Genomic DNA, 20,750 nt, shown 5'->3' with positions numbered 1-20,750 from the left:
CCGGTACGTTGATCCAGAACAGCGACCGCCAGCCGAAGTGCTCGACGAGCACGCCGCCCGTGACGGGTCCGGCGGCCATGCTGAGCCCGAACACCGACGCCCACACCCCGATCGCCCGGGCCCGCTCCCGCGGGTCGGGCATCGCGTTCACGACGATCGCCAGCGCCACCGGACTGAGCATCGAGGCGCCGACGCCCTGGACGGCACGGGCCGCGATGAGCGCGCCCGCCGACGGAGCGAGCGCGCACAGCAGCGAGGCCGCGCCGAACACGAGGAGACCGCACCGGAAGACCCGACGGCGCCCGAACCGGTCCGCCAGGGCGCCGGAGGAGATGAGCAGGCCCGCCAGGACCAGGGTGTAGGCGTCCACCGTCCATTCGAGACCGTGGGTCCCGATCTGGAGGCCCCGGCCGATGGCGGGCAGGCCGACGTTGACGACGGTGGTGTCCAGGCCCACCAGGAACATGCTGAGACAGCAGACGGCCAGCACCGTCCAGCGTCTGCGCGCGCTCGGAACGGACGGGAGCCGAACGGGATGGGTCATGGTCATGGCGGCCACTGCCTGCCTCTCACGGGGGAACGTCCTTGCCGTGGAATGCTCGGACGGGACGGCGGCCGCAGCCCAGCGAACTTGCGAAGACTGCAAAAATGAACCCATGAACGCCACCGACGCCACCGATCCGGCCCCCCACGGCCCCCACGATGGGGCGGACGCCGAACTGAAGCAGCTGATCGACGGCATCGGCCCCCGGCTCCGCGCGCTGCGCCGGGACCGCGGGCTCACGCTGGAGGCGGTCGCGGCCACGACCGGCCTGTCCGTCAGCACGCTGTCCCGGCTGGAATCGGGCAAACGGCGCCCCACCCTGGACCTGCTCGTCCCGCTCGCCCGCGCGCACCGCGTCGCACTCGACCAGCTGGTCGCCGCACCGGCCAGCGGTGACCCCCGCGTACACCTGGAACCACTGCGCAAGGGCCACGGCAACATCGTCGTGCCGCTGACGCGCTACCCCGGGCGGGTGCAGGTGTTCAAGCAGGTATTGGCTCCCCGCGAGCCCAAGTTGGTGACCCACGAGGGCTACGAGTGGCTCTACGTCCTCGCGGGCGAGCTGCGTCTGATCCTCGGCGAGCGGGAGTTCACCCTCCGCCCCGGCGAGGCGGCCGAGTTCGACACCAGGGAACCGCACTGGTTCGGCCCGGCGAACACCACCGCCGCGGAGGTCCTGCACCTCTTCGGACCCCGCGGCGACCAGGCCGTCGTGCGGACGGGGCCTTCGGCTCCCGATCCCCGCACGACGGTGACCGGGGCGGCTGCGGTCAGCCGGACGTGAGGGGGACGAAGAGGCTGTCCGGCACCTCGTCGAGGATGAACCCGTTGTCGAAGCGGACGCGGACGGTGGTCACGGGCCCCCGTCGCTCGTGGGCGATCCACTCCGGTTCCAGGGAGCGGACCTGCTCTTCGAGCCGCCCCTTGCTCTCCGCGGGCATGTCACGGCCGAAGTCGTCGAGGAGGGACTTCAGCCGGACGTACTCGCGGACCGCCCCGCTCTGCTGGTGGTGCTCGACGGCCCGCTCCACCGTGCCCTCGGTACCTGCCGCGAGCGACAGGGAGCCGGTGAAGGCGGCGGCCGGCTCCGAGGAGCGGTCGTCCGCCACCGCGACCGGATCGAACAGCCTGATCTCCGTCGCCAGCCGCACCCGCCGGCCTTCGTCGAGCGTCATCGCTTCCCCATCTCTCGGCGTCTGTCGCCGTCTCTCGGTCCGTCGGCGATCCGCGGACGACGTGTCGGCGGCCGGGCGCGCGGCGGGGGTGCGGCCGGGGACAACGAGGGCTGCGCGTGCCCCGGGGCGGGCGCGCAGGTGCGCCCGTTCGCCCTGGGTGCCGAACAGGCTGAGGAACTCGACCGGTTCGGTGTCGGCGGCGCCGAACCAGTGCGGTACGCGGGTGTCGAACTCCGCCGCCTCGCCCGGTGACAGCACCAGGTCCTTCTCGCCGAGTACCAGCCGCAGCCGTCCGTTGAGGATGTACAGCCACTCGTAGCCCTCGTGGGTCTTGGGGTCGGGCACCCTGCGCCTGCTCCCTGCCGGGATCACCAGTTTGTACGCCTGAATGCCGCCGGCCCGGCGGGTCAGCGGCACCATGTCCATTCCGTGGCGGCTGACCGGGCGCAGGTGGATCCGGGGGTCACCGGTCGGCGGTGCGCCGACGAGCTCGTCGAGGGTGACACCGTGGGCCCGCGCCAGGGGGAGCAGCAGTTCGAGGTTGGGCCGGCGGGTGCCGGACTCCAGCCGGGACAGCGTGCTCACCGAGATGCCGGTCGTCGCGGACAGCTCGGCCAGCGTCGTCTCGCGCTGCCGGCGCAGCGCGCGCAGCCGGGGGCCCACCGCGTCGAGTGCCCGGTCGATGTCGTCGTCCATGCCGCCAGTTTGCCATGACGGCAAGGCGACTTGCCGAAGCGGCGACGACTGCGCACGACTGGGGGAGTGGCGCGGCGCCGCCGGTCCCGATCCCGGCGCGGGGCCGTCAGCGGACCCGTCCGCGTACTCGTGCCGCGGGCTACCGGTCTCCGTACCGCATGCGCCCCAGGGCCGTCATGGGCACGTCATGGGCCGCGACCGGGGCCGGCAGTGCGGTGGAGCCCGTCAGGTAGCGGTCCACGGCGGCCGCCGCCGCCCGGCCCTCCGCGATGGCCCACACCACCAGCGACTGCCCCCGCCCGGCGTCCCCCGCGACGAAGACCCCGGGCGCGTGCCCGCCGACGGCCGAGAACGCCGCGTCGCGCGCGAAGTTGCCGCTCCCGTCGAGCCGGAGGCCCAACTGCTCGCACAGCCCGCCCGACCGTTCGGGACCGGAGAACCCGAGGGCCAGCAGGACCAGCTCCGCCGGGATCTCCTGCTCCGTGCCGGCCAGCGGGCTGCGGCCCGCCGACTCGACGGCGCTCAGGTGCAGTGCCCGTACCCGGCCCGCGGCATCGCCCTCGAAGTGCAGGGTGGCGCAGGAGAAGAGCCGGGGGTCGCGGCCCCCTCGCCCGCGTGCCTCCTCGTGGGCGTGCGAGATCCGGTACACCTTCGGGTACACCGGCCAGGGTTCGCCGTCGGGCCGGGCGGCGCCCGGTTCCGGGTTGATGTCGAGCTGGACCACGGAGAGCGCGCCCTGCCGCAGGGCCGTTCCCAGGCAGTCCGAGCCGGTGTCCCCGCCGCCGACGATCACCACGTGCCTGCCCTCGGCGGACAGGGGCGACCGCGCGTAGTCGCCCTCCCGCACCCGGTTGGCGCAGGTCAGGTAGTCCACGGCCTGGTGGATGCCTCCGAGCGCCCGGCCCGTGACCGGCAGCTCCCTGCGCTCGCCGGCCCCGACCGCGACGACCACCGCGTCGCATCGGCTGCGCAGCTCCGCCGCGCCGACCGCGCCGCCGATGTCCGCACCCGCGGCGAACGCGGTCCCCTCGGCCCGCATCTGTTCGATCCGGCGGTCCAGGTGGACCTTCTCCAGCTTGAAGTCCGGGATGCCGTAGCGCAGCAGGCCGCCGAACCGGTCCGACCGCTCGTGGACCACGACCGAGTGCCCGGCGCGGGTCAACTGCTGGGCCGCGGCCAGCCCGGCGGGCCCCGACCCGATGACGGCCACGGTCCGCCCGCTCCGCCGCTCCGGCGGGCGGGGCACGGCGTAGCCGCGCCGCCGGCCCTCATCCGCTATCGCCTGCTCGACGTTCTTGATGGTCACCGGATCGGCGTTGATGGCCAACACGCAGGCGTCCTCGCAGGGGGCCGGGCACAGCCTGCCCGTGAACTCCGGAAAGTTGTTCGTCGCGTGCAGCCGCTCGTAGGCCGCGTGCCAGTCGCCGCTCGCCGCGTACGCGTTCCACTCCGGCACGAGGTTCCCCAGGGGGCAGCCGGTGTGGCAGAACGGTATGCCGCAGTCCATGCAGCGGCCCGCCTGTTCCGAGACGAGCGGCAGGAGCGCCTGGCCCGCGTGGACCTCGCGCCAGTCGCCCAGCCGCTCCTCCACGGGGCGGGCGGGGACGGGCCGGCGGGGGACCTTCAGGAAGCCGAACGGATCGGTCACGCGTCGCCTCCCGGATCGTCGCGGCGTACACGCAGTACCAGAAGCGTACGTTTCATTCCCCATTCGGCCTATATCGCACTCCTGCCCCGCCGTGCCGGGCCGGGTCCGGGGCCCGGGCGTCACTCCTCGACGCCGGCCGGCGGTGCTGCCCCACTTGCCTTCACCTATCGACTGTCGATAGATTTCCATCGTTGCTCGATCAGGGGAGAGGTCATGGGAAGACTGACGGTGTTCGCGCTGCGTACCGTGCTGGCGATGCTGGGAACCGGCACGGTGTTCGTGCAAGCCGTGATGGTGCCGCTGCTCGCCGCCGACCTGGAGGGGCTCAGGGCGGAGTACGCGTACCTGCGCGCCCCGTTCCTCGTGATCACGGTCCTGGGCGTCGTGGCGGTCCAGGTGGTCCTGGTGTGCGTGTGGCGGCTGGTGGCGATGGTGAAACGCGGCACGGTCTTCTCCCATGCCGCCTTCCGCCACGTGGACGTGGTGGTCGGCGCGGTCGTCGCAGCCGCCCTGCTGGTCTTCGCCCTGGGGGTGGTCCTCGCGCCGGGCGAGGCCGTCGCGCCGGGCGTGGTGCTGCTCATCGGCGGAGCCGGCACGGGGGTCCTCGGGGTCGCCCTCATCGTGCTCGTGCTCCGGACGCTGCTCGCGCAGGCCGTCGCCCGCGATGTCGAAGCAGCCCATCTGCGGGCCGAGTTGGACGAGGTCATCTGATGCCGATCTCCGTCGACATCGATGTGATGCTGGCCCGGCGGAAGATGTCCGTGGGCGAGCTCGCGGAACGCGTGGGGATCACCCCGGCCAACCTCGCCGTGCTCAAGAACGGCCGTGCCAAAGCCGTGCGGTTCGCCACGCTCGCCGCCCTGTGCGAGGCGCTCGCATGCCAACCCGGCGACCTGCTGCGCTGGGAGCCCGATGAGGACGCGCCGCGACAGGACGCCGTCGGCTCCGGCGCGACGTGATGCGGGCCGGTTCGCCGGCTCCCGGCGCGCCCTCCAGAACAGGCCCGCGCCCGCGGATGAATCCGCGGGCGCGGGTGGGTCGGGCCGGGGCCCCCGTGGCACTCGTGCGGGCGTCGGAGGCCCCGGCTCGCGGTGGGGACTGGGTCAGCTGCCGGCGGAGGCGTTGCCGGACAGGACCGGGATGTTGCTGAGGATGTGCGAGAGCGGCTCGTCGCCCTTGGCCTGGGTGGAGTTCTCGGTGCACTGCTGGTTCTGCGGGTTGGACAGGACGTTGATGTCCTGGACGCCGATGTTGAGCAGAGCGATCAGCGACTGGGCGTTGACCTTGGCCGGCAGGCCGATGCAGGGCTTGTTCAGCGTGCCCTGGACCAGGCCGAGCTGCGGGCTGAGGTCCCCGTGGGTCGCCTGGTTGCCGTAGATCTGCTGGGAGCCGTTGCCGTTGACGGTGTTGACGCCGTTGTCGTTGCCGATGGCCATGGCCGGGGCCGCGACGGCGGCGCCCGCCCCGAGGATCGACGCGGTGGCGGCAGCGGTGGCCAGCATCTTCTTGATCATCACAGGTCTCTCTGTTGCGCGAGTGCGGGGGTGGTGAGCGCTGTGATCAACGGGCCGATCCCGCACAGGTTTCTCCGGATCACCCGATTGGCGGTCAACGCCCTCCGGAACCGCCGCACCGCGGTGACGCGCCACTGCGTCGCGCCAGGCCCCGCAAGATCAGCGTCGGCCGCACCGACGGACCCCAGCAGATCTCCGGCTGAACGGCCCCCGCACACCAGCGGCGCGGGACGGGGAGCCGAGCCCTCCTCCGGCACCCGTCCTCCGCACGCGCAACCAGGCGGCGGGCGGGTCGTTGGAGTGCTCGGGGCCGCATGCCGCATGGGAGGAGTTCCGTCGTGAACCGTGACATCGCCGTGGACGACAGCTGTATCGGGGCGTTCTGGGAGCTGAAGGGGAAGGCGGACGTCAACACCGTGATCTACCGGCTCAACGCCTCCTCGGATTCCCTCGTCGTCGAGTACCAGGGCAACCTGACGCACGACGAACTCCTCTCGGCACTGCCCACCGACCGGCCCCGCCTCGCCCTCTACGACCTGCCGTTCGCGAGCGCGGACGGCACGCGGCAGAACAGGGTCGTGTCCATCACCTGGCTGCCGGCCTCGACCGCCCCCCGGGAGCAGGACTCCTACAGCCGGGCCCGGACCGCGCTGGCGGATGCCCTGGACGGGGATCAGGTGGCCGTGGAAGCGACCGGCCCGGCGGACCTGGACTACCACCGGCTGGTCGCCGAGGCCGGCTGAGCCGGCTGGCCCGCGCCCGTTCCGCTACGGGGCGGGCGGCCGCTGACCGCCCGAGTTGCCGCGTACCTCGTCGGCGGTGTCGTGCCCGACCTCGCGCAGCCCGTCCGCGGTCTGCTGACCGGCGTTCTGGGCGTGCTCCGTGGTGGCCGAGACAGCTTCCTGAGCGGTGCTCCTCACCGACTCCACCGCGTGGGCGGCCGGCTCCTTCAGTTCTTCCCTGACTTCCTGGGCGGCCTGGACGGCGGTCTGCCGGACGGGTTCGATCAGCTCGTCGGAGTGCTCGCGCAGCTGCCGTCCCGCCCGCTCCTCCACGTCGGTGGTCGGCAGGAGGGCCGCCGCGAGCATCCCGGCGCCGAATGCCATCAGTCCGGCGGCCAGGGGGCTGCCCTGGGTGTGCCGCTTGACCTGTGCGGGGGCCTGCTGCAGCGCCTCCTGGACGGTGCCGCCGGCCTCCCGGGCCGTTTCCGTGATGCTGTCCGTGGCCTGGTGCAGGGTCCCGGAGGTCCCGTGCGCCGCATCCTGCGCCGTACCCATCACACGCTCCTTCACTCCGCTGACCTGACGCCGGATCGAGTCCGCCTTGCGGCGGGCGACCTTGCCGGGGGTGACCCTGTCCGCCAGCAGGTCCACGTTGCGGGCCAGGTGCGCGCGGCGGTACTCCGCGTCGCTCCTCAGTTCATCGGGTGTCGTGCCCATCGGGCGTCCTCCTTCAGGGTCTCCACGGTCTGTTCGGGCTTGAGGTTGACGGCACGCAGCCGCTTGCGGCCCATCGAGTACAACACCGCCCCCACCACGGCCCACAGGGCGGTGACGATCAGGGCGGCCCAGGCGATGTCCATGACATTGGCCAGGGCGAAGACGACGGTGAGGCTGGCGAACAGCAGCGCCACGTGCCCGGCGTAGCCGGCGCCGCCGAGCATCCCGACGGCTTTGCCGGCCTTGGCGGACTCCTGCTTGATCTCCGCCTTCGCCAGCTCGATCTCGTCACGCACGAGCCGGGACAGGTCCTGGCCGATCTCGCCGATGAGATCGCCGATCGACGGCTCGACGGCTCCTGGGGACGGGGGCGCGGCGGGTGCCGTGGGCCGCTCGTGCGAAGAGAGGGCCACGATCAGACCCCTTCCCCGGGATGCCGCGGCGGGCCGCCGTACGTCGGAGAGCTCGTCGGCGGATACGCCGGCGGGGTCGGCGTCACGTGCGGCGGCTGTGACTGGCCGTACGTGTCGAGGGGGTCCTCGTAGCCTCCGGGGAGCCCGCTCCGCCCGGGAGGGGTCAGTCCTGCGGGACCGGGTGCACCGGTTGCGGGCGGCGGGGCTGCCGGGGCGGCGCCCCCCGTGGGGGCTCCGGCGCTCTCCGGGGCGGCGCTGACGCCCTTGCCGACGCGTGCGGCGACGAAGCCCGCCAGGGCCGCGCCGGCCAGGAAGACGCCGGGACGGCGACGGGCGAACGCCTGCAGGTCGCTGACCAGACCGTCCGGTCCCCGCTTCTCCATGCGGTCGGCGATCTGGTCGCCGCCACCGGCTATCTGACGGGCCACGTCCGCCATGGTGGAGTCGGGCTTGCCGTTGTCGCCCAGCTCCCGCAGCTCCTGCGAGAGGCGGCGTACGGTCTCCGCCAGGCGCCGGCTCTGGGTTTCGGCCTGCCCCGTCAGCTGGGTGCGCAGTTCCCCCACGAGGTCCCGGGCCTGCGCGGTGGCCTCGCCGACGACATGGGCCGCCTGCTCCTTGGCCGTACCGCCCACGTCGGCGGCCTTGTCGCCGACCAGCGCGGCGCCCTCGGCGGCCTTGTCCTGAACGGTGTGTGCTACCGCCGTCGGCTTGCTTTCGTGCCGGCGGCTCGAGTCCTGGAAGTCACTCAAGGCTCCTCCTGGTGAAATCGATCGAATGACCGTTTACCAAGCGCTTGCCCCTCTTTGGGCCCATCACCCACGGCTCGCGGCATTCATTGCGGTTCCGTACCTCGAAGCGGGTGAGAGCGCGAGAGAAGCGGGTGAGAGCACAGAGTACGGCCTGTGCAACGCACGATGCCCGTTCCTGGCCTGCACATCATTAGGGCTGTGCCTCCAACATCTGAACCGGTACAACATCGACAACCGCCCGGGAGCAGCCCGGTCACAGAACTCCCGCGCCCCCTCAAAGACGGCAAGCCGCTCCCTGTGACCTACGGTGACGAGTAGGCGTTCCATAGCTGGTGCGCCACCACGGAGCCCGTCACGCAGCCTGGGATGCTTAACCTCCACGGCCTGCCAGCTCTGCTAAAGGCCGAGATCCAGTGGGGCCTGCACACCCATGCCCAGTCGGCACAGCACTCCGAGTGGACCACCAACGGCATCAGGAATCTCGTCAGGCATTGCCGACGAGGCGGCATTACGTCCCTGATGGACCTGCACGACGAGGGCTACAAAGACCTGTCCCGTAAGCAGATGAACTCCGAAGTCCGCAAGATCATCTGGGCAGGTGGCAACAGTCTGCGCTGCGTCTACTACAGCCCTTCAGACACGAAGGACGCCGGCTTCTTGGAGACCGATCACTTCGGACGACGCTTCAAGAACGCCCAGAGCAACTTCGACATCACCGCCGTTCCGCAGCGGTGGCTCCGCGACCTGCTCTGGGAGCATCTCGCCGAGTGGCTCCGTTCCCCGCAGTGCCCCCGCACCAGAGGCCCATTCGAACAGATGCGCCGCGCCGCCGTCGAACTGGGCGTCTTCCTTCAAGCCGACGCCGCCGACGCCAGGCACGACCCCACCGTGCTGCGCCGTGAGCACGCCGAGCGGTTCGTCGCCGACCAGCTGACCCAACCGTCACCACCGTAAGCCTGTTAGGGCGGCGCGCGGAGGTTCATACGGTCCGCTGCCACGCCGACGAACCGCAGACCGCCGTCGCGGCGATCAAGAAGCTGCTGCCGGCAGACAGCTGACAGGGCCGACACTATTACCGCAGGTCGGTGTCGTTAGTTCGGTATGAGTCGTCCTGGTCCGAAGATTCCGCCGTTGTCGGTGACCGATGCCCAGCGTGCTGTGCTGGAGGGCTGGTCACGTCGTCGTTCGACGGCTCAGGCGTTGGCTCAGCGGTCGCGGATCGTGCTGGAGTGCGCAGACGGCCGCTCGATCATGGAGGTGTCCCGTCGGCTGCGGATCGCTCCGGACACGGTCCGCACCTGGCGGCGGCGCTCCCTGGAGCACGGCTTGGACGGCCTGTGTGACGATCCCCGGCCGGGTGTGCCACGGAAGATCACCGATGCCGATGTGGAGCGAGTGATCGTCAGGACACTCGAGGAGAAACCGAAGAACGCGACCCACTGGTCGACGAGGTCGATGGCCGCGGCGACGGGGATGTCGCAGTCGACGGTCTCGAGGATCTGGCGGGCGTTCGCGCTCGCCCCGCACCGCTCACAGACCTTCAAACTGTCGACGGACCCGTTCTTCATTGACAAGGTCCGCGACGTCGTCGGTCTCTACCTCGACCCGCCGGAGAAGGCCCTGGTCCTCTGCGTGGACGAGAAGTCGCAGATCCAGCTCTGGACCGGTCCCAACCGGTCCTGCCGATGATGCCCGGTGTTCCAGAGCGCCGCAGCCACGACTACATCCGCGCCGGCACCACCACCCTCTTCGCAACCCTTGAAGTCGCGACCGGGAAGGTGATCGGCTCACTGCACCGACGGCACCGGGCCATCGAGTTCAAGAAGTTCCTGGCCAAGCTCGACAAGGAAGTCCCGGCCGGTCTCCAGGTCCATCTGATCCTGGACAACCACGCGACCCACAAGACGCCCGACGTGAAGAAGTGGCTGCTGGCGCACCCGCGCTTTCACCTGCACTTCACGCCCACAAGCGCGTCCTGGCTGAACCTGGTCGAGCGGTGGTTCGCCGAGCTCACACAGAAGAAGCTCAAGCGTGGAGTCCACCGCTCCGTCCAGGCCCTCGAACGCGACATCCGGGCCTGGCTGACCGACTGGAACGACCAGCCCAGGCCCTTCGTCTGGACGAAGACAGCCGACGAGATCCTCGACAAAGTCGCCGGCTACTGCCACCGAATCTCTGACTCAGGTCACTAGCAGGGATCGCTCAACTCTTCGACAGCTGGTCGGCGACGTCGCCTCTCATCTCGGCTCGAACACGCACGCCACGCTCAACGAGGCCTTCGAGAAGGTGGGCATGCCGCCCAATTCGGATGACGGGACGAAGAGCGAGCGGGTCGAGCGGAGCTACGCCCAGGTCCCCGACAGCGACCTCCACACCGTTGCGCAGCTCCTCTTGGCCAACGGCTATGCGAGTACGGCGCAGAGGCTTGGGATCGAAGACGTGCTGTGGGCTGAGGCCTGCCCGCCGGAGATACCCAGCCGGATTCGACGCGAGCTTGCCCGTTCTCTCGATCTGGCCGACCTCGTTCGCAGCGAGAGCCGGCTCATGGGGATGCTCAGCCGGTTCTGGGTGCTCGCGGACGCGTTCTTCGGGAGCCGTCGAGGAGCTCGGTCACGAGCCGACGGGCGTACGCGGCGTCGAGTCCGGCCGGGCGGAAGAGGATGCGGTACATCATGGGGGCGACCACGCGGTCCATCGCCGTCTCGACGTCGGGAGTGTTCTCCTCGCGGCCGATCGCGCGGGCGAGCATGACGTCGACCTGTTCGGCCGCGTAGGCTGAGCACTGACCGGCGTAGCTGCCGTCCGGGTCGCCGAGCAGAGCGTCACGGATGTAGGCGCGGCCGGAGGGGGACGACATCTCGTCAAGGAACTGTTCGGCCCAGGCCGTCAGGTCGGACAGCAGGTCACCGTGGTCCTCCGGCGCAGTGTCGGGCCGCAGGCGCTCCACCGCGACGTCGGACAGCAGCTCCTGAAGGTCGCCCCAGCGGCGGTAGATCGTCGAGGGGGTGACTCCGGCGCGCTGGGCGACCAGCGGGACGGTCACCGCGTCGCGGCCCCGCTCCGACAGGATGTCGCGGACAGCGGTGTGCACCGAAGCCTGGACCCGTGCACTGCGCCCGCCGGGGCGCATCATCGGCTTACGACTCATGACTCCACCTTAAAGCACAGTTCTTGCGTTTAGGAGGAGCGTGCTGGCTCGACGGCGCACCAGGGCCCCCTCGCTGCGGGCACCCGGTCCTGATCCCGACCGGAGCCGAACGGCATAGGGGCCGGTCCGGAACTGCCCGCCCCGCAGGCCGCTCTCAGGCGGCCGGCGCGAGCGATCGGGCGGGTTGCGTCCGCTCGTAGGCGTGGCCCACTCGCAGCAGCTGCCGCTCGCCGAAGGGTCGCCCGAGCAGCTGCATGCCGATCGGCATGCCTGCCGTGTCGTGGCCCACCGGGACGGACAGGGCGGGCACTCCGGTGATGTTGGCTGGGGAGGACAGACGCACGTAGGCGTCGGAGACGGCCTCGGTCGAGCCGTCGGACCAGGTGACGCTCTCCTGGCCGGTCTTCACCGCGGTCATCGGGACCGCCGGGGCGGCGATCACGTCGACCTTCTCCAGAATGCGGGCCCATTCTTCCTGCATGAGCGTCCGGGAGCGCTGGGCACGCAGATAGTCGCCCGCGCCCATCAGCTCACCGGCCTCCAGGAGGATGCGGACGTCCGCCCGGTACAGCTCGGGGACGGTACGCAGTGTGCCCTCGTGGTAGGCGGTGGCTTCCGGAACCATCAGCCCCCACTGCGTGGCCTGGATGTACCGGCTCATCGGGATGTCGATCTCGACGAGATGGGCGCCGAGCGTCTCCAACTGCGCGATGCCCCGGCGGACGGCGGTCTCCACCTCCGCGTCGACATGGTCGAAGTAGTAGTTGCGCGGTACCCCGACGCGCACGCCCGCCAGGTCCGGCTCCCGTTCCGGCCGGTGGTCGACGGCGGGGGCGTCCAGCGAGGCGGGGTCACGCGGGTCGTGCCCGGCGAGGACGTTCAGGACCAGGGCCGCGTCCTCGACGGTGCGGGTGACCGGGCCGACGTGGTCCAGCGACCAGGACAGCGATGTGACGCCGTGGCGCGGCACCAGCCCGTAGGTCGGCTTGAGGCCGACGACCCCGTTCAGCGCGGCGGGAACCCGGATCGACCCGCCGGTGTCGGTGCCGAGGGCGAAGATCGCCGCCCCAGCCGCCACCGCGACGGCGGACCCGCCGCTGGAGCCTCCCGCGACCCGGCCGCGGTCCCAGGCGTTGGCGGTCTGCGGGGTGGTCAGGCCGTAGGCGAACTCGTGGGTGTGGGTCTTGCCGACCAGGACGGAGCCTGCGGCCCGCAGCCGGGCGGCGACCGTGCTGTCGGCGGCGGCGCGGTGGCCGGCCCGGACCCGGGAACTGGCGCTGGTGGGCGAACCGGCGACGTCGATCAGGTCCTTGAGCCCGGCCGGGACGCCGTGCGGCGAGCCCCGGAACATGCCGCGGGCCGCTTCCTGCTCGGCCTCCCGCGCCGCGCCGCGGGCCTGCTCAGCAGTGACCGCGACGTACGCCTCGACGTGCGGGTCCACCTGGTCGATGCGTTCGAGGACCGAGTCCACCAGCTCGACGGGGGACAGCCGGCGGGCCCGGATCTGCTGCGCGGCGTCGGCGAGGGTCAGCTCATACGGCTGCATCGTGTTTCTCCTTTCCGGCGCGGTAGGCGCCGGCGGGCGGGGTGTCCCCGAAGTCCAGGTCACGCAGGACCGAGACGACGGAGTGGATGTGGTTGGCGGTGGCGGCGACTGCGGCGTGGCGGTCATCGGGCAGCGGAAGTCCGGCACGGGCGGCCCAGCGGGCGGCCTCGGGCGGCGTGAGTTCAACGGAGGGCACGGGTTTCTCCTGATCAGGGGGCGTGGCAACGAAGCCCCCCGCACTAAAAGCCAACAGTTTGCTTTAACTCGACCATAGGTCCTACTGTCGGGTTAACGCAAATTCATTGCATTTACGGAAGGAGTCCCATGCCCGGCGTCATGTCCGACGCACCCGCGCACGTCGCCCATCGGGCCGCCCGCGCCCGTACGAAGAGGCGCACGGCTTCCTTCGCCCTCGACGTGTCGATACTCGCGGCCCTCCTGGCCGCGTCCAGCGCTCCGACCCCGCTCTACCCGCTCTACCAGGACCAGTGGGGCCTCTCCGCGCTCGCCGTCACCGTGGTCTTCAGCGCGTACGCCCTGGCCCTGCTGCTGGCCCTGCTCACCACCGGAGCGCTCTCCGACCACCTGGGGCGACGCCCCGTCCTGGCAGGCGCCCTGCTCATGGCGGCCGCCTCCATGGTCCTCCTGGCCTCAGCGGACGGCGCGGGCTCCCTGACCATCGCCCGGGTCCTGCAAGGAGCGGCCACCGGCGCGGCCACCAGCGCCGCGGGCGCGGCGCTCCTCGACCTGGAGAACCCCCGGCGCCCGGGCCGGTCCGCCCTGGCCAACACCGTCACCCCGGTCGCCGGTATGGCCACCGGCGTGCTCGTCTCCGCCCCCGGTCCGCCGCACCCTGCTGGCCGCGGGCGCCGCTGTCGGCACCGTCTGGGCGCTGGGCGGCTTCTACTCCTCCCTCGGCCCGGCCCTCGTAGGCCTGGTGGCCCCCGACGCCCCGCAAGCAGCCCGTGGCATGGTCTTTTTCATTTTCAGTGCCACCGCCGCGCTCACCGTATGGGCGCTGCGGCGCAGGCCGCCCCGCGCCACGGCGATCGGCGGCTGCCTGTCCGTCCTGCCCGCCGCGGCCCTGACCCTGAGCGGTCTGCACGGCGCCGGGCTGCCCGCGGTCTACGGCGGCGCGGTACTGGCCGGCATCGCCTTCGGCGCCGTTTCCCAGGGGGCGCTGCGTATGCTCCTCGCCTCGCTCGACGAGCGGGACCGCGCCGCGACACTGGCCGCCTACTACATCCTCAGCTACCTCTCCATGAGCCTGCCCGCCGTCGCCGCGGGCGCCGCCACCCAGCACTACGGGCTGGGGGCCACCTCACACGCCTACGCCATCACCGCCGCTCTCCTCGCTCTGGCGGCCCTGGCGGCACTCACCGCGTCACGACACGGGGCGGCCCGCCCCGAAGCCGACCGCTCCCACTGAAGAGAACAACCGACCGCTTCCGCCGAAGAGAACCAAAGGAAACGACACACCATGCACACCTCCCCCGGCACCACTCCCATCCCCTCCTGGGCCGTGGGCGGCGTCACAGTCCACCGCATCGACGAAGTCGCCCTGCCGCCCGCGACCGGACCCTGGCTGCTGCCCGACGCCACCCCTGAGGTGGTGACCGCCCAGGACTGGCTGCACCCCCACTTCGCCGGCCAGGACGGGATTCTGCACATCGACAGCCACAGCTTCGCGTTCGTCGTGAACGGGCTGCGCGTTCTCGTCGACACCGGCATCGGCAACGGCAAGGAGCGTGCCAACCCGGCCTGGCACGACCTGCGGACCGACTTCCTGGAGCACCTCACCGGCGCCGGTTTCCCCCCGGACTCCGTCGACCTGGTGATCCTCACCCACCTGCACGCCGATCACGTCGGCTGGAACACACGGCAGGTGAACGGCGAATGGGTCCCCGCCTTCCCCAACGCCCGCTACCTCACCTCCCGCACCGAGCGGGAGTTCTGGGCCACGTACGACATGGAGGAGCCTCGCGAACAGATGTTCCGCGACTCCGTGATCCCGGTCGAACAGGCGGGTCTGCTGAGCACGGTCGACGTCCCGCACGAGGGGGCCGAGATCGCCCCCGGCCTGCGCTTGATCCCGACACCCGGCCACACCCCCGGCCACGTCGCCGTGGAACTGACCACCCAGGGTGAGACGGCACTGATCTCCGGCGACTGCGTCCACCACCCCGTCCAGCTCGCCCACCCCGTCATCGGCTCCTGCGTCGACATCGACCCGCGGCAGTCCGAGGCCACCCGTCGCAAGCTGCTCCGCTCCCTCGCCGGCACGGACACCCTCCTCCTCGGCACCCACTTCGCACCGCCCACCGCCGGCCGCGTGATCGCCCACGGGGACGCCTACCGATTGGAGCCCGTCCCCGCTTCCTGATGCCGTTGCCACGCCGCCCCGGTCACCGCAGGTATGGCCGCCCCTCGGACCCCACCAGGGCCGCTCCTCTCGAATTCGCCGCCGAGGTCGAACACGCCAGGGACAAGTACGCGAAGGGCGTCTACGTACGGGGGATAGCCGGCTCGAGTCGATGGGTTTCCCGCGCTGCAGTCGTATCTGGCGGGGATCGAATCGGCCGACGCTGACCTGCAGCCTCGAAGGGACAAGATCGTGAGACAGCGAGAGGTGTCCCCTGAATGAGACATACAGAAAACCTGCAGACCACGGTCGTCATCTGGAGGGTGTAGAGCGTCCCGGCCGCCACGACGTGCTGGTACAGGCGGACCGTGTCCAGCGCGTATGTAGGCGCAATCGGGATGTCCCGTTCCGCTGTAGAGGTGTGCGAGGAGCTCGGGCTGGCGACGGTGCCCCGGGAGGTGACGCCGGGCCTGCGCCCCGTGATGGAGATAGCCGGGGTCGACCAGGAACTCATCGACTGGTCGGCCACCCGCCGCCGACGGATCGAGAACGTCCTGGAGGGCATCACCGACGACTACATCCAGAAGCACGGCCGGCTGCCCAGCGAGCGCGCCCGCCACGGTCTGGCGTGGTGGGCGGCGCAGGAGACCCGCCCGGACAAGAAGCCCCCGCGTCCGCTGGATCAGCTGCTCGCGTGGTGGCGCGTCTCCGCGCTCCTGAAGTTCGGGCAGCGGATGGTCGACGGGCTGCTTCAGCGGTGCCAGGCGGCCGGGGCGGCGGGCCTGGGTGGGGCCACGGGTGGACACCGCGCTCGCCGCCGTCGACGTCGCCGCGGTCGTCTTCACCGTGCGCAACGTCTTCGCCCGCCGGCACGTCCTGGCCGAAGCGCGTCGGCACCTGCTGGAGACCCTGCGGGGCCGCGCGCTCCCGCCCCGAATCGACAGCTACATCGCCAATCGGGCCCTGGAGCGCTACGGCCGTCAGCTCACCGTGCCCCAGAAGGGCCGGCGGGCCCCGGCCCCGGATCAGCTCACCTATACCGCCGACTTCGCCTGGCCCACCCGCTGGTGGATCGTAGGCAACGATGGGAAGCCGCCCCGGGAGTCGAGCCGGTACGAGCGAGCCCGGGTCGCCAGCCTCACCCTGCAGAACGCGATCCGCGCCGTCCTCACCGCGCCGCCCGCCGTACGCGACGAAGCGCAGACCGCGTCGGCCGCTACCGCGTCGGCCGTACCACCCGACCACGACCACGACCACGACCAGGCCGCGCCGCACGCCGTCGACCACCCCGGCCGGGACGCCGCCCTGACTCCGGCGCAGCGAGCCGCCGCCATCCACGTCCACCAGCAGGCCGCGATGCCGCAGGAGTACCTGGAGGGCCGCACGACGGACCCGGCGACGTGGGTGACCTCACCGCAGAACCTCGCCCGGATCGCCGCGATCACCCACGCGTCCGAAGCCCGTGGCCGCACGGTCGAAGAGCAGGCCGACCAGACGAAGCAGGCGACTCAGGCCAAGCATGCCCCGGCCGCCGACGCGGGCGGCCAGCAGCAGCGGCACCCCACGGCGCAGCCGGACCAGGGCAGGGGAGCGGGTCCCCGCTGAGGGAACGTCCCACGGACCAGGTGTCCGTGGGACGTCATCGTGTACTCCTTCGGGTCACCAGTCGCGCCGCAGGACCGGGACCGTCCTGCGGAACAGACAGCGAGGCCGCCGCGCCAGCAGTCGGGACGCGGCCGCGGCTTACGACCTGGAGGCGTCCGGGGTCGGCGAGGGTGCGGGGGAGTGATCGCCGAAGCATGGAGGCCACGATGGTCAACCCGATCCCGACGTACATCTCGCCGGAGCGGCTGGAGCGCCTGGCGGAGCTCGCCGACGCGAGCCGGCTGCGCGCGGCGCTGCACCCCGCGCCGAAGCCGCCGCCCATCCGACACCGCTCCCGCACAAGGCAGTACCCCGGTGGCCGGCCTTCCGCGTGGGGCCCCGCCCGGTCGCGCCGTCGCCGGGGATGAGCGGGCACGGTGGACTCCACCGCATCCGGCGTCTGGGCGGGCCGATGCACCCGAGTGGAGAGTGGAGCCCACCGTGGCGGCCACCGGTGGGAGTGGAGTCCACCGAGTGGGTGGAGCCCATCGCGATGTCCATCGGGTGGGAGTGGACTCCACTCCGGCGAGCATCGGCCGGTGGGGGAGTGTCGGGCATCCAGCTCGGCTTTGGCCACGCCTCCGATGACGTCCATGACAGCGGCGGTCAGCAGGGCCGTGGTCACGTGGTCGATCTCGCGACTGCAGCAGGCGCTGACATTGACGGCATGGGTCGGTCTGAAGCCGAGGACGATCTCCACCTCGGGCTCGTCCGCGTGCTAAGCCTCGAAGGTGCTCTCGTCGCCGGCACCGGGCCGCATCAAGTAGACCAGGAAGGGCCGACGCCAGTCCCTCGCGCTGCGGATTGAATCCCACCAGGACCGTGAGCTCCTCGTCCGCGGTGGCGTTGCCGAGGAGTGGAAGCGGGAACGGCTTTCGCCAGTCCTCCCCTCGCCTGTCCTCGACGCCCAGTCGCTCTGCGGGCACATTGACATCGAAGAACCTGGGCCGCTTCTCGTCGAAGTGGGAGGAGAGCCCCGAAATCAGCACGCGGAACTCCCGCAGCGCAGCCGGGGAGAGCGGCTCCGCCAACTCGATCACCAACGTCGGACCAGACATGCTGGGAGCCTAGCTTTGATCGGCTCCGCGACCGCTCAATTTTGTTCCCACACCGAATCCAGCCGGTCCGAGGACCGACGCCGCCAACCCGGCGAACCTATGCGGTCAGAGCACTAGCTGTCGTAGGGGACCCAGGCGCGCTCGCCCGCGTCGTTCGTGCCGTACCAGTAGTGCGGCATCCCCTTGATGCTGGTGGTGTGGAAGGGGCGGCCGTTGTCGTCGATACGGATGGTGCCGGTGCGGCCCTGGGAGGACCAGTCGAGTTCGAGGTACCAGCGGGCGTCGTAGGTTTGTGTCGTCGCGGCGACCAGCAGCACCTCCGGGTCCTCGGCGGAGACGCGGTACGGGAACTGCACGGCCGGCAAGGTGTGCGCACTGTCGGCGCCGTCCCTCGGACTGGCGATGGGGCGATCGATGTCCAGATCCACCGTGAAGCGGCGGGGCGTGAGGTCGCTGCCGCAGCCTTGGTCCATGGCGTACGCGCTGCCCGCGACCGGGTTGCCGCGGCTGACGATGCGAACGCGGAGCGCCTCCAGAACCACAGCCGTGGACGACCGCCCCTGCAGCGAGATCCGCACCCTCGTCTGCCGCCCGTGCACCGCGTCCTGCGTCGCCGCCCACACACCGGCGTCCTGTTGCACCGGCGGCGGAGGCACCTGTGCGGGCGGCCTGTCGACGACGTAGTCGTGGTCGCAGCCCTTGTCCCAGACCAGGGAGTCGGTGCTCCAGGTGAGGGGCAGGCCGGTGTCCGGCTTCGCGGCCGACGTGGAACCGCCGCGGGTGGCGGATGGGGCGGGAGCCTTCTGCCGGTCGCCGGGCGACGCGGAGTTCCGGGACGGGGAGGGGGAGGTGACGGCCGACGGGTTCGCCGAGCGGTGGCGTGTGTCGGGGGCGGTCGTCCGCCGGCCCGCGGGGCGTGCGGCGTCCGCTTCGGAGGAGCGGCCGTGCGACAGGGCGAACGTGCCGCACAGAGTCGCGAGCAGCGCGCAGGCGACCGTGGTGGACGCCAGGACTCGTCGGTGGCGGTACCACGGGCGGGGGGTGGGGGAGGGGGCGGCCTCGTCCGGGCCGGGATCGTCCCCGAGCTGCTCCGCGGAGCTGCGCGCCTCGACGAGGCTCCCGTCCGTGTCCGTGTCCGTGTCCTGGTCCGGACCAGTCGCCTCCGCCGTATCGGCCGTACGCACCCGCTGCCGAGCCGCCACCGCCGACAGCCACAGCCGGTGCAGCTCGAGCCGCTCCTGCGGACTCGCCCCGCAGAAGGCCGCGAGCCGTTCCACGGACGCGAAGTCCTGCGGCACCGTCTCGCCCGCGCAGTACCGGTGCAGCGTGGAGGTGTTCATGTTGAGGCGGCGGGCCAGGGAGCCGTAGCTCCGGTCCGTGCGGTCCTTCAGTTCGCGCAGCAGCGCCGCGAACTCCTCGACATCGTCCCGCATCGGCACCGTTACACTCCGTCGTTCGCCCGCCCAGCCTGCATCCCGGGCACTCATATCCCTGCACGTCAGATGGGCTGGGATGGTTCCATCGTCGCCGAAAGGGTGGCAGTCGTTGCGCCGGCCTGCGGTGACCGCCCATGCTCTTGGTGTCGCACCGACCAGGGCCGGGCCACCAACCGGCGGCGGGGCGACACCCGACACACAGGCGCTGACGGTTGCTTCCACGGCCACCGCGCTTGATGCGTCGTCACCCACGCTCACCATGCCGGTTGCCGTACTCGTCGCGGCACCGGTCAGGACACCCGCACTCCTGTCCGATCGGGCAGTCGTGCCGTCCTGTGCCGCAACGGAGGGTGACGAGGTGGCGACACGTCGGTCGGCCGCTTCGGCACGAGAGCCGGAACCGGCCGAGAACAACCGCACACCAACCAGAAGAGGAAGACGCACATGAACAGGAAGTCCCTCGCACACCGTCGTTCGCACCGCCGCGCGGCGGTCGCCACCGGCCTCGTCCTGGCTGTCGGACTGGGTCTGTCGGCACAGGCGTCGGCACAGGCGTCCGTCCCTTCCTCCGCGAAGGCGTCCACCGCCGCGCCGCGGCCGGTCAGCGGCACGCCCGGCCAGGCGGTGACCCGGGTCGCCGACTTCTACGGCGCGTACATCGACGCGAAGGGCGACTACGCCGACCCGGACGCCACGCTGGCCACGGCGCTCCGCGAGCACTACTTGACGCCCGACTTCGCCGGGCGGTTGGCGGCCTGGGAGGAGGAGAACGGGGTGGACGGCGTCCTGCGCGCCCAGAACGTCCCCGCGCAGTGGACGGTGACCGACAACGGGACCGTGGGTCACGGCCGTGAGGTCATCGTCACCCTGACCTACGGCAGCGGGGAGACGACGCAGAAGACCAAGCTCTTCGTGCTGATGGAGCGGTACAACCACATCAGCGACATCGGGACTACGAGCAGCCGCTGACGGCGGGCCGCTCCGCCCCGGGCCCGGACGTGCGAGTGAGGGGGGGCGAAGGGTTCGGCGCCCGGCCCGGACGCGTACCGGGTGCGCCCGGGCCCCCCGGGCGAGGGATCAGTAGTCCACCGAGGTGAACGTCTCACTTGGGGCACCAGATGCCTTCCCGGTGTCTTTGGGGCACGCCGCGTGCACCCAATACGCACGATCGCCTGGCCCACCTCAATAGGGTGATCGCATCGCTGGGAATGGGCCGCGAACCGTGCCGTGGTGGTCGGCAGATGCTTGCTCCACGGGCGCGGCCCCTGAGGTGGGGCCGTCGGTTTCGGGCCTGGTTCCATCCACTTTCGGATCTCGTCGAACTCCTGCCCTCGGTAGCGAACCACGCCCTCCCCGAAAACGGGTCCGGCGCCGCCCA

The 20,750-nt window shown here is 71.3% G+C and carries 20 protein-coding genes and 6 pseudogenes; 13 read left to right on the top strand and 13 right to left on the bottom strand.

The genetic code is table 11. The annotated features are described in order from the left end of the window. A partial coding sequence (locus ACFWU6_RS27560) for an MFS transporter (protein WP_383983597.1) occupies nt 1-550 on the bottom strand: 550 nt, incomplete at its 3' end. A gap of 106 nt (nt 551-656) precedes the next feature. Between ACFWU6_RS27560 and ACFWU6_RS27555 the strand changes: the two genes are divergently transcribed. Beyond that, entirely contained in the window at nt 657-1,328 is a 672-nt protein-coding gene (locus tag ACFWU6_RS27555; protein WP_383983595.1) for a helix-turn-helix domain-containing protein, read from the top strand. 514 nt (nt 1,329-1,842) lie between these two features. Here the strand turns inward: ACFWU6_RS27555 and ACFWU6_RS27550 are convergent. Further along, nucleotides 1,843-2,415 (bottom strand): annotated as a pseudogene (locus tag ACFWU6_RS27550) (helix-turn-helix domain-containing protein); the annotation flags it as partial. A gap of 139 nt (nt 2,416-2,554) precedes the next feature. Continuing rightward, nucleotides 2,555-4,063, bottom strand: coding sequence for a glutamate synthase subunit beta (locus ACFWU6_RS27545; protein ID WP_383983593.1), 1,509 nt, complete (start codon nt 4,061-4,063; stop codon nt 2,555-2,557). Between the two features lie 213 nt (nt 4,064-4,276). On the opposite strand from ACFWU6_RS27545, the gene ACFWU6_RS27540 reads away from it, so the two are divergent. Further along, nucleotides 4,277-4,774, top strand: coding sequence for a DUF2975 domain-containing protein (locus ACFWU6_RS27540; RefSeq protein ID WP_383807012.1), 498 nt, complete (start codon nt 4,277-4,279; stop codon nt 4,772-4,774). Beyond that, complete coding sequence (locus tag ACFWU6_RS27535; RefSeq protein WP_383807015.1) at nt 4,774-5,022, top strand: helix-turn-helix domain-containing protein; 249 nt, start codon at nt 4,774-4,776, stop codon at nt 5,020-5,022. The genes ACFWU6_RS27540 and ACFWU6_RS27535 overlap by 1 nt, the downstream gene beginning before the upstream one ends. Nucleotides 5,023-5,166: 144 nt before the next feature. Here ACFWU6_RS27535 and ACFWU6_RS27530 read toward each other — a convergent pair whose 3' ends face one another. After that, complete coding sequence (locus ACFWU6_RS27530; protein ID WP_383807018.1) at nt 5,167-5,577, bottom strand: rodlin; 411 nt, start codon at nt 5,575-5,577, stop codon at nt 5,167-5,169. Between the two features lie 338 nt (nt 5,578-5,915). Between ACFWU6_RS27530 and ACFWU6_RS27525 the strand changes: the two genes are divergently transcribed. Continuing rightward, entirely contained in the window at nt 5,916-6,320 is a 405-nt protein-coding gene (locus ACFWU6_RS27525) for a hypothetical protein (protein ID WP_383807021.1), read from the top strand. Between the two features lie 24 nt (nt 6,321-6,344). Here ACFWU6_RS27525 and ACFWU6_RS27520 read toward each other — a convergent pair whose 3' ends face one another. From ACFWU6_RS27520 to ACFWU6_RS27510, 3 genes are read right to left on the bottom strand one after another with little or no spacing between them, the layout of a single operon-like run. Then, on the bottom strand, nt 6,345-7,016 hold the full coding sequence (locus ACFWU6_RS27520; protein ID WP_383807024.1) for a DUF3618 domain-containing protein: 672 nt from the start codon (nt 7,014-7,016) through the stop codon (nt 6,345-6,347). After that, entirely contained in the window at nt 6,992-7,429 is a 438-nt protein-coding gene (locus tag ACFWU6_RS27515) for a phage holin family protein (protein ID WP_383807026.1), read from the bottom strand. The genes ACFWU6_RS27520 and ACFWU6_RS27515 overlap by 25 nt, the downstream gene beginning before the upstream one ends. Nucleotides 7,430-7,431: 2 nt before the next feature. Next, nucleotides 7,432-8,178 (bottom strand): hypothetical protein, encoded by a 747-nt coding sequence (locus ACFWU6_RS27510; RefSeq protein WP_383983592.1) that lies wholly within the window; start codon nt 8,176-8,178, stop codon nt 7,432-7,434. 366 nt (nt 8,179-8,544) lie between these two features. On the opposite strand from ACFWU6_RS27510, the gene ACFWU6_RS27505 reads away from it, so the two are divergent. Both ACFWU6_RS27505 and ACFWU6_RS27500 read left to right on the top strand, forming a co-directional pair. After that, nucleotides 8,545-9,132, top strand: coding sequence for a hypothetical protein (locus ACFWU6_RS27505; RefSeq protein ID WP_383807032.1), 588 nt, complete (start codon nt 8,545-8,547; stop codon nt 9,130-9,132). Between the two features lie 147 nt (nt 9,133-9,279). Beyond that, a pseudogene (locus ACFWU6_RS27500) lies at nt 9,280-10,370 on the top strand (IS630 family transposase). A gap of 362 nt (nt 10,371-10,732) precedes the next feature. On the opposite strand, the gene ACFWU6_RS27495 reads toward ACFWU6_RS27500, so the two are convergent. The 3 genes from ACFWU6_RS27495 to ACFWU6_RS27485 all read right to left on the bottom strand — a co-directional run bounded on the left by ACFWU6_RS27495 (nt 10,733) and on the right by ACFWU6_RS27485 (nt 13,068). Continuing rightward, nucleotides 10,733-11,326, bottom strand: a complete 594-nt coding sequence (locus ACFWU6_RS27495; protein WP_383807035.1) for a TetR/AcrR family transcriptional regulator — start codon at nt 11,324-11,326, stop codon at nt 10,733-10,735. Nucleotides 11,327-11,480: 154 nt separating this feature from the next. After that, a complete protein-coding gene (locus tag ACFWU6_RS27490; protein WP_383807038.1) occupies nt 11,481-12,872 on the bottom strand; it encodes an amidase in 1,392 nt (463 codons plus the stop codon). Further along, the gene (locus tag ACFWU6_RS27485; RefSeq protein ID WP_383983590.1) at nt 12,859-13,068 is read right to left on the bottom strand and encodes a hypothetical protein; all 210 of its coding nucleotides are present in this window, start codon (nt 13,066-13,068) and stop codon (nt 12,859-12,861) included. Before ACFWU6_RS27485 ends, ACFWU6_RS27490 begins: the two co-directional genes overlap by 14 nt. A gap of 128 nt (nt 13,069-13,196) precedes the next feature. Between ACFWU6_RS27485 and ACFWU6_RS27480 the strand changes: the two are divergent. The 6 genes and pseudogenes from ACFWU6_RS27480 to ACFWU6_RS27455 all read left to right on the top strand — a co-directional run. Continuing rightward, nucleotides 13,197-13,640: pseudogene (locus ACFWU6_RS27480) on the top strand (MFS transporter); the annotation flags it as partial. A 202-nt stretch (nt 13,641-13,842) separates the two neighbouring features. Then, nucleotides 13,843-14,301: a hypothetical protein gene (locus ACFWU6_RS27475; RefSeq protein WP_383983588.1), complete on the top strand. Its 459-nt coding sequence runs from the start codon at nt 13,843-13,845 to the stop codon at nt 14,299-14,301. 51 nt (nt 14,302-14,352) lie between these two features. Beyond that, nucleotides 14,353-15,255 carry an MBL fold metallo-hydrolase gene (locus tag ACFWU6_RS27470; protein ID WP_383983586.1) on the top strand — a complete coding sequence of 301 codons (903 nt, stop codon included), beginning with the start codon at nt 14,353-14,355 and terminating at the stop codon, nt 15,253-15,255. Between the two features lie 377 nt (nt 15,256-15,632). Beyond that, a pseudogene (locus ACFWU6_RS27465) lies at nt 15,633-15,884 on the top strand (hypothetical protein); the annotation flags it as partial. A 148-nt stretch (nt 15,885-16,032) separates the two neighbouring features. Then, the gene (locus ACFWU6_RS27460) at nt 16,033-16,839 is read left to right on the top strand and encodes a hypothetical protein (protein ID WP_383983584.1); all 807 of its coding nucleotides are present in this window, start codon (nt 16,033-16,035) and stop codon (nt 16,837-16,839) included. Nucleotides 16,840-17,033: 194 nt separating this feature from the next. Then, nucleotides 17,034-17,246, top strand: a complete 213-nt coding sequence (locus ACFWU6_RS27455; RefSeq protein WP_383807058.1) for a hypothetical protein — start codon at nt 17,034-17,036, stop codon at nt 17,244-17,246. 176 nt (nt 17,247-17,422) lie between these two features. Here the strand turns inward: ACFWU6_RS27455 and ACFWU6_RS27450 are convergent. The 3 genes and pseudogenes from ACFWU6_RS27450 to ACFWU6_RS27440 form a co-directional block, all read right to left on the bottom strand. Beyond that, a pseudogene (locus ACFWU6_RS27450) lies at nt 17,423-17,584 on the bottom strand (DUF6368 family protein); the annotation flags it as partial. A 151-nt stretch (nt 17,585-17,735) separates the two neighbouring features. Next, a pseudogene (locus tag ACFWU6_RS27445) lies at nt 17,736-17,936 on the bottom strand (DUF6368 family protein); the annotation flags it as partial. A 113-nt stretch (nt 17,937-18,049) separates the two neighbouring features. After that, nucleotides 18,050-19,369 (bottom strand): helix-turn-helix domain-containing protein, encoded by a 1,320-nt coding sequence (locus tag ACFWU6_RS27440; protein WP_383983601.1) that lies wholly within the window; start codon nt 19,367-19,369, stop codon nt 18,050-18,052. 447 nt (nt 19,370-19,816) lie between these two features. Between ACFWU6_RS27440 and ACFWU6_RS27435 the strand changes: the two genes are divergently transcribed. After that, the gene (locus tag ACFWU6_RS27435; protein WP_383807053.1) at nt 19,817-20,341 is read left to right on the top strand and encodes a hypothetical protein; all 525 of its coding nucleotides are present in this window, start codon (nt 19,817-19,819) and stop codon (nt 20,339-20,341) included. Nucleotides 20,342-20,750 lie beyond the last annotated feature (409 nt).

This window comes from Streptomyces sp. NPDC058674 (assembly GCF_042716505.1).
Classification (GTDB): domain Bacteria; phylum Actinomycetota; class Actinomycetes; order Streptomycetales; family Streptomycetaceae; genus Streptomyces.
Note: the sequence above shows the minus strand (reverse complement) of the source record. Positions and strands in the feature narration are given on the sequence as shown.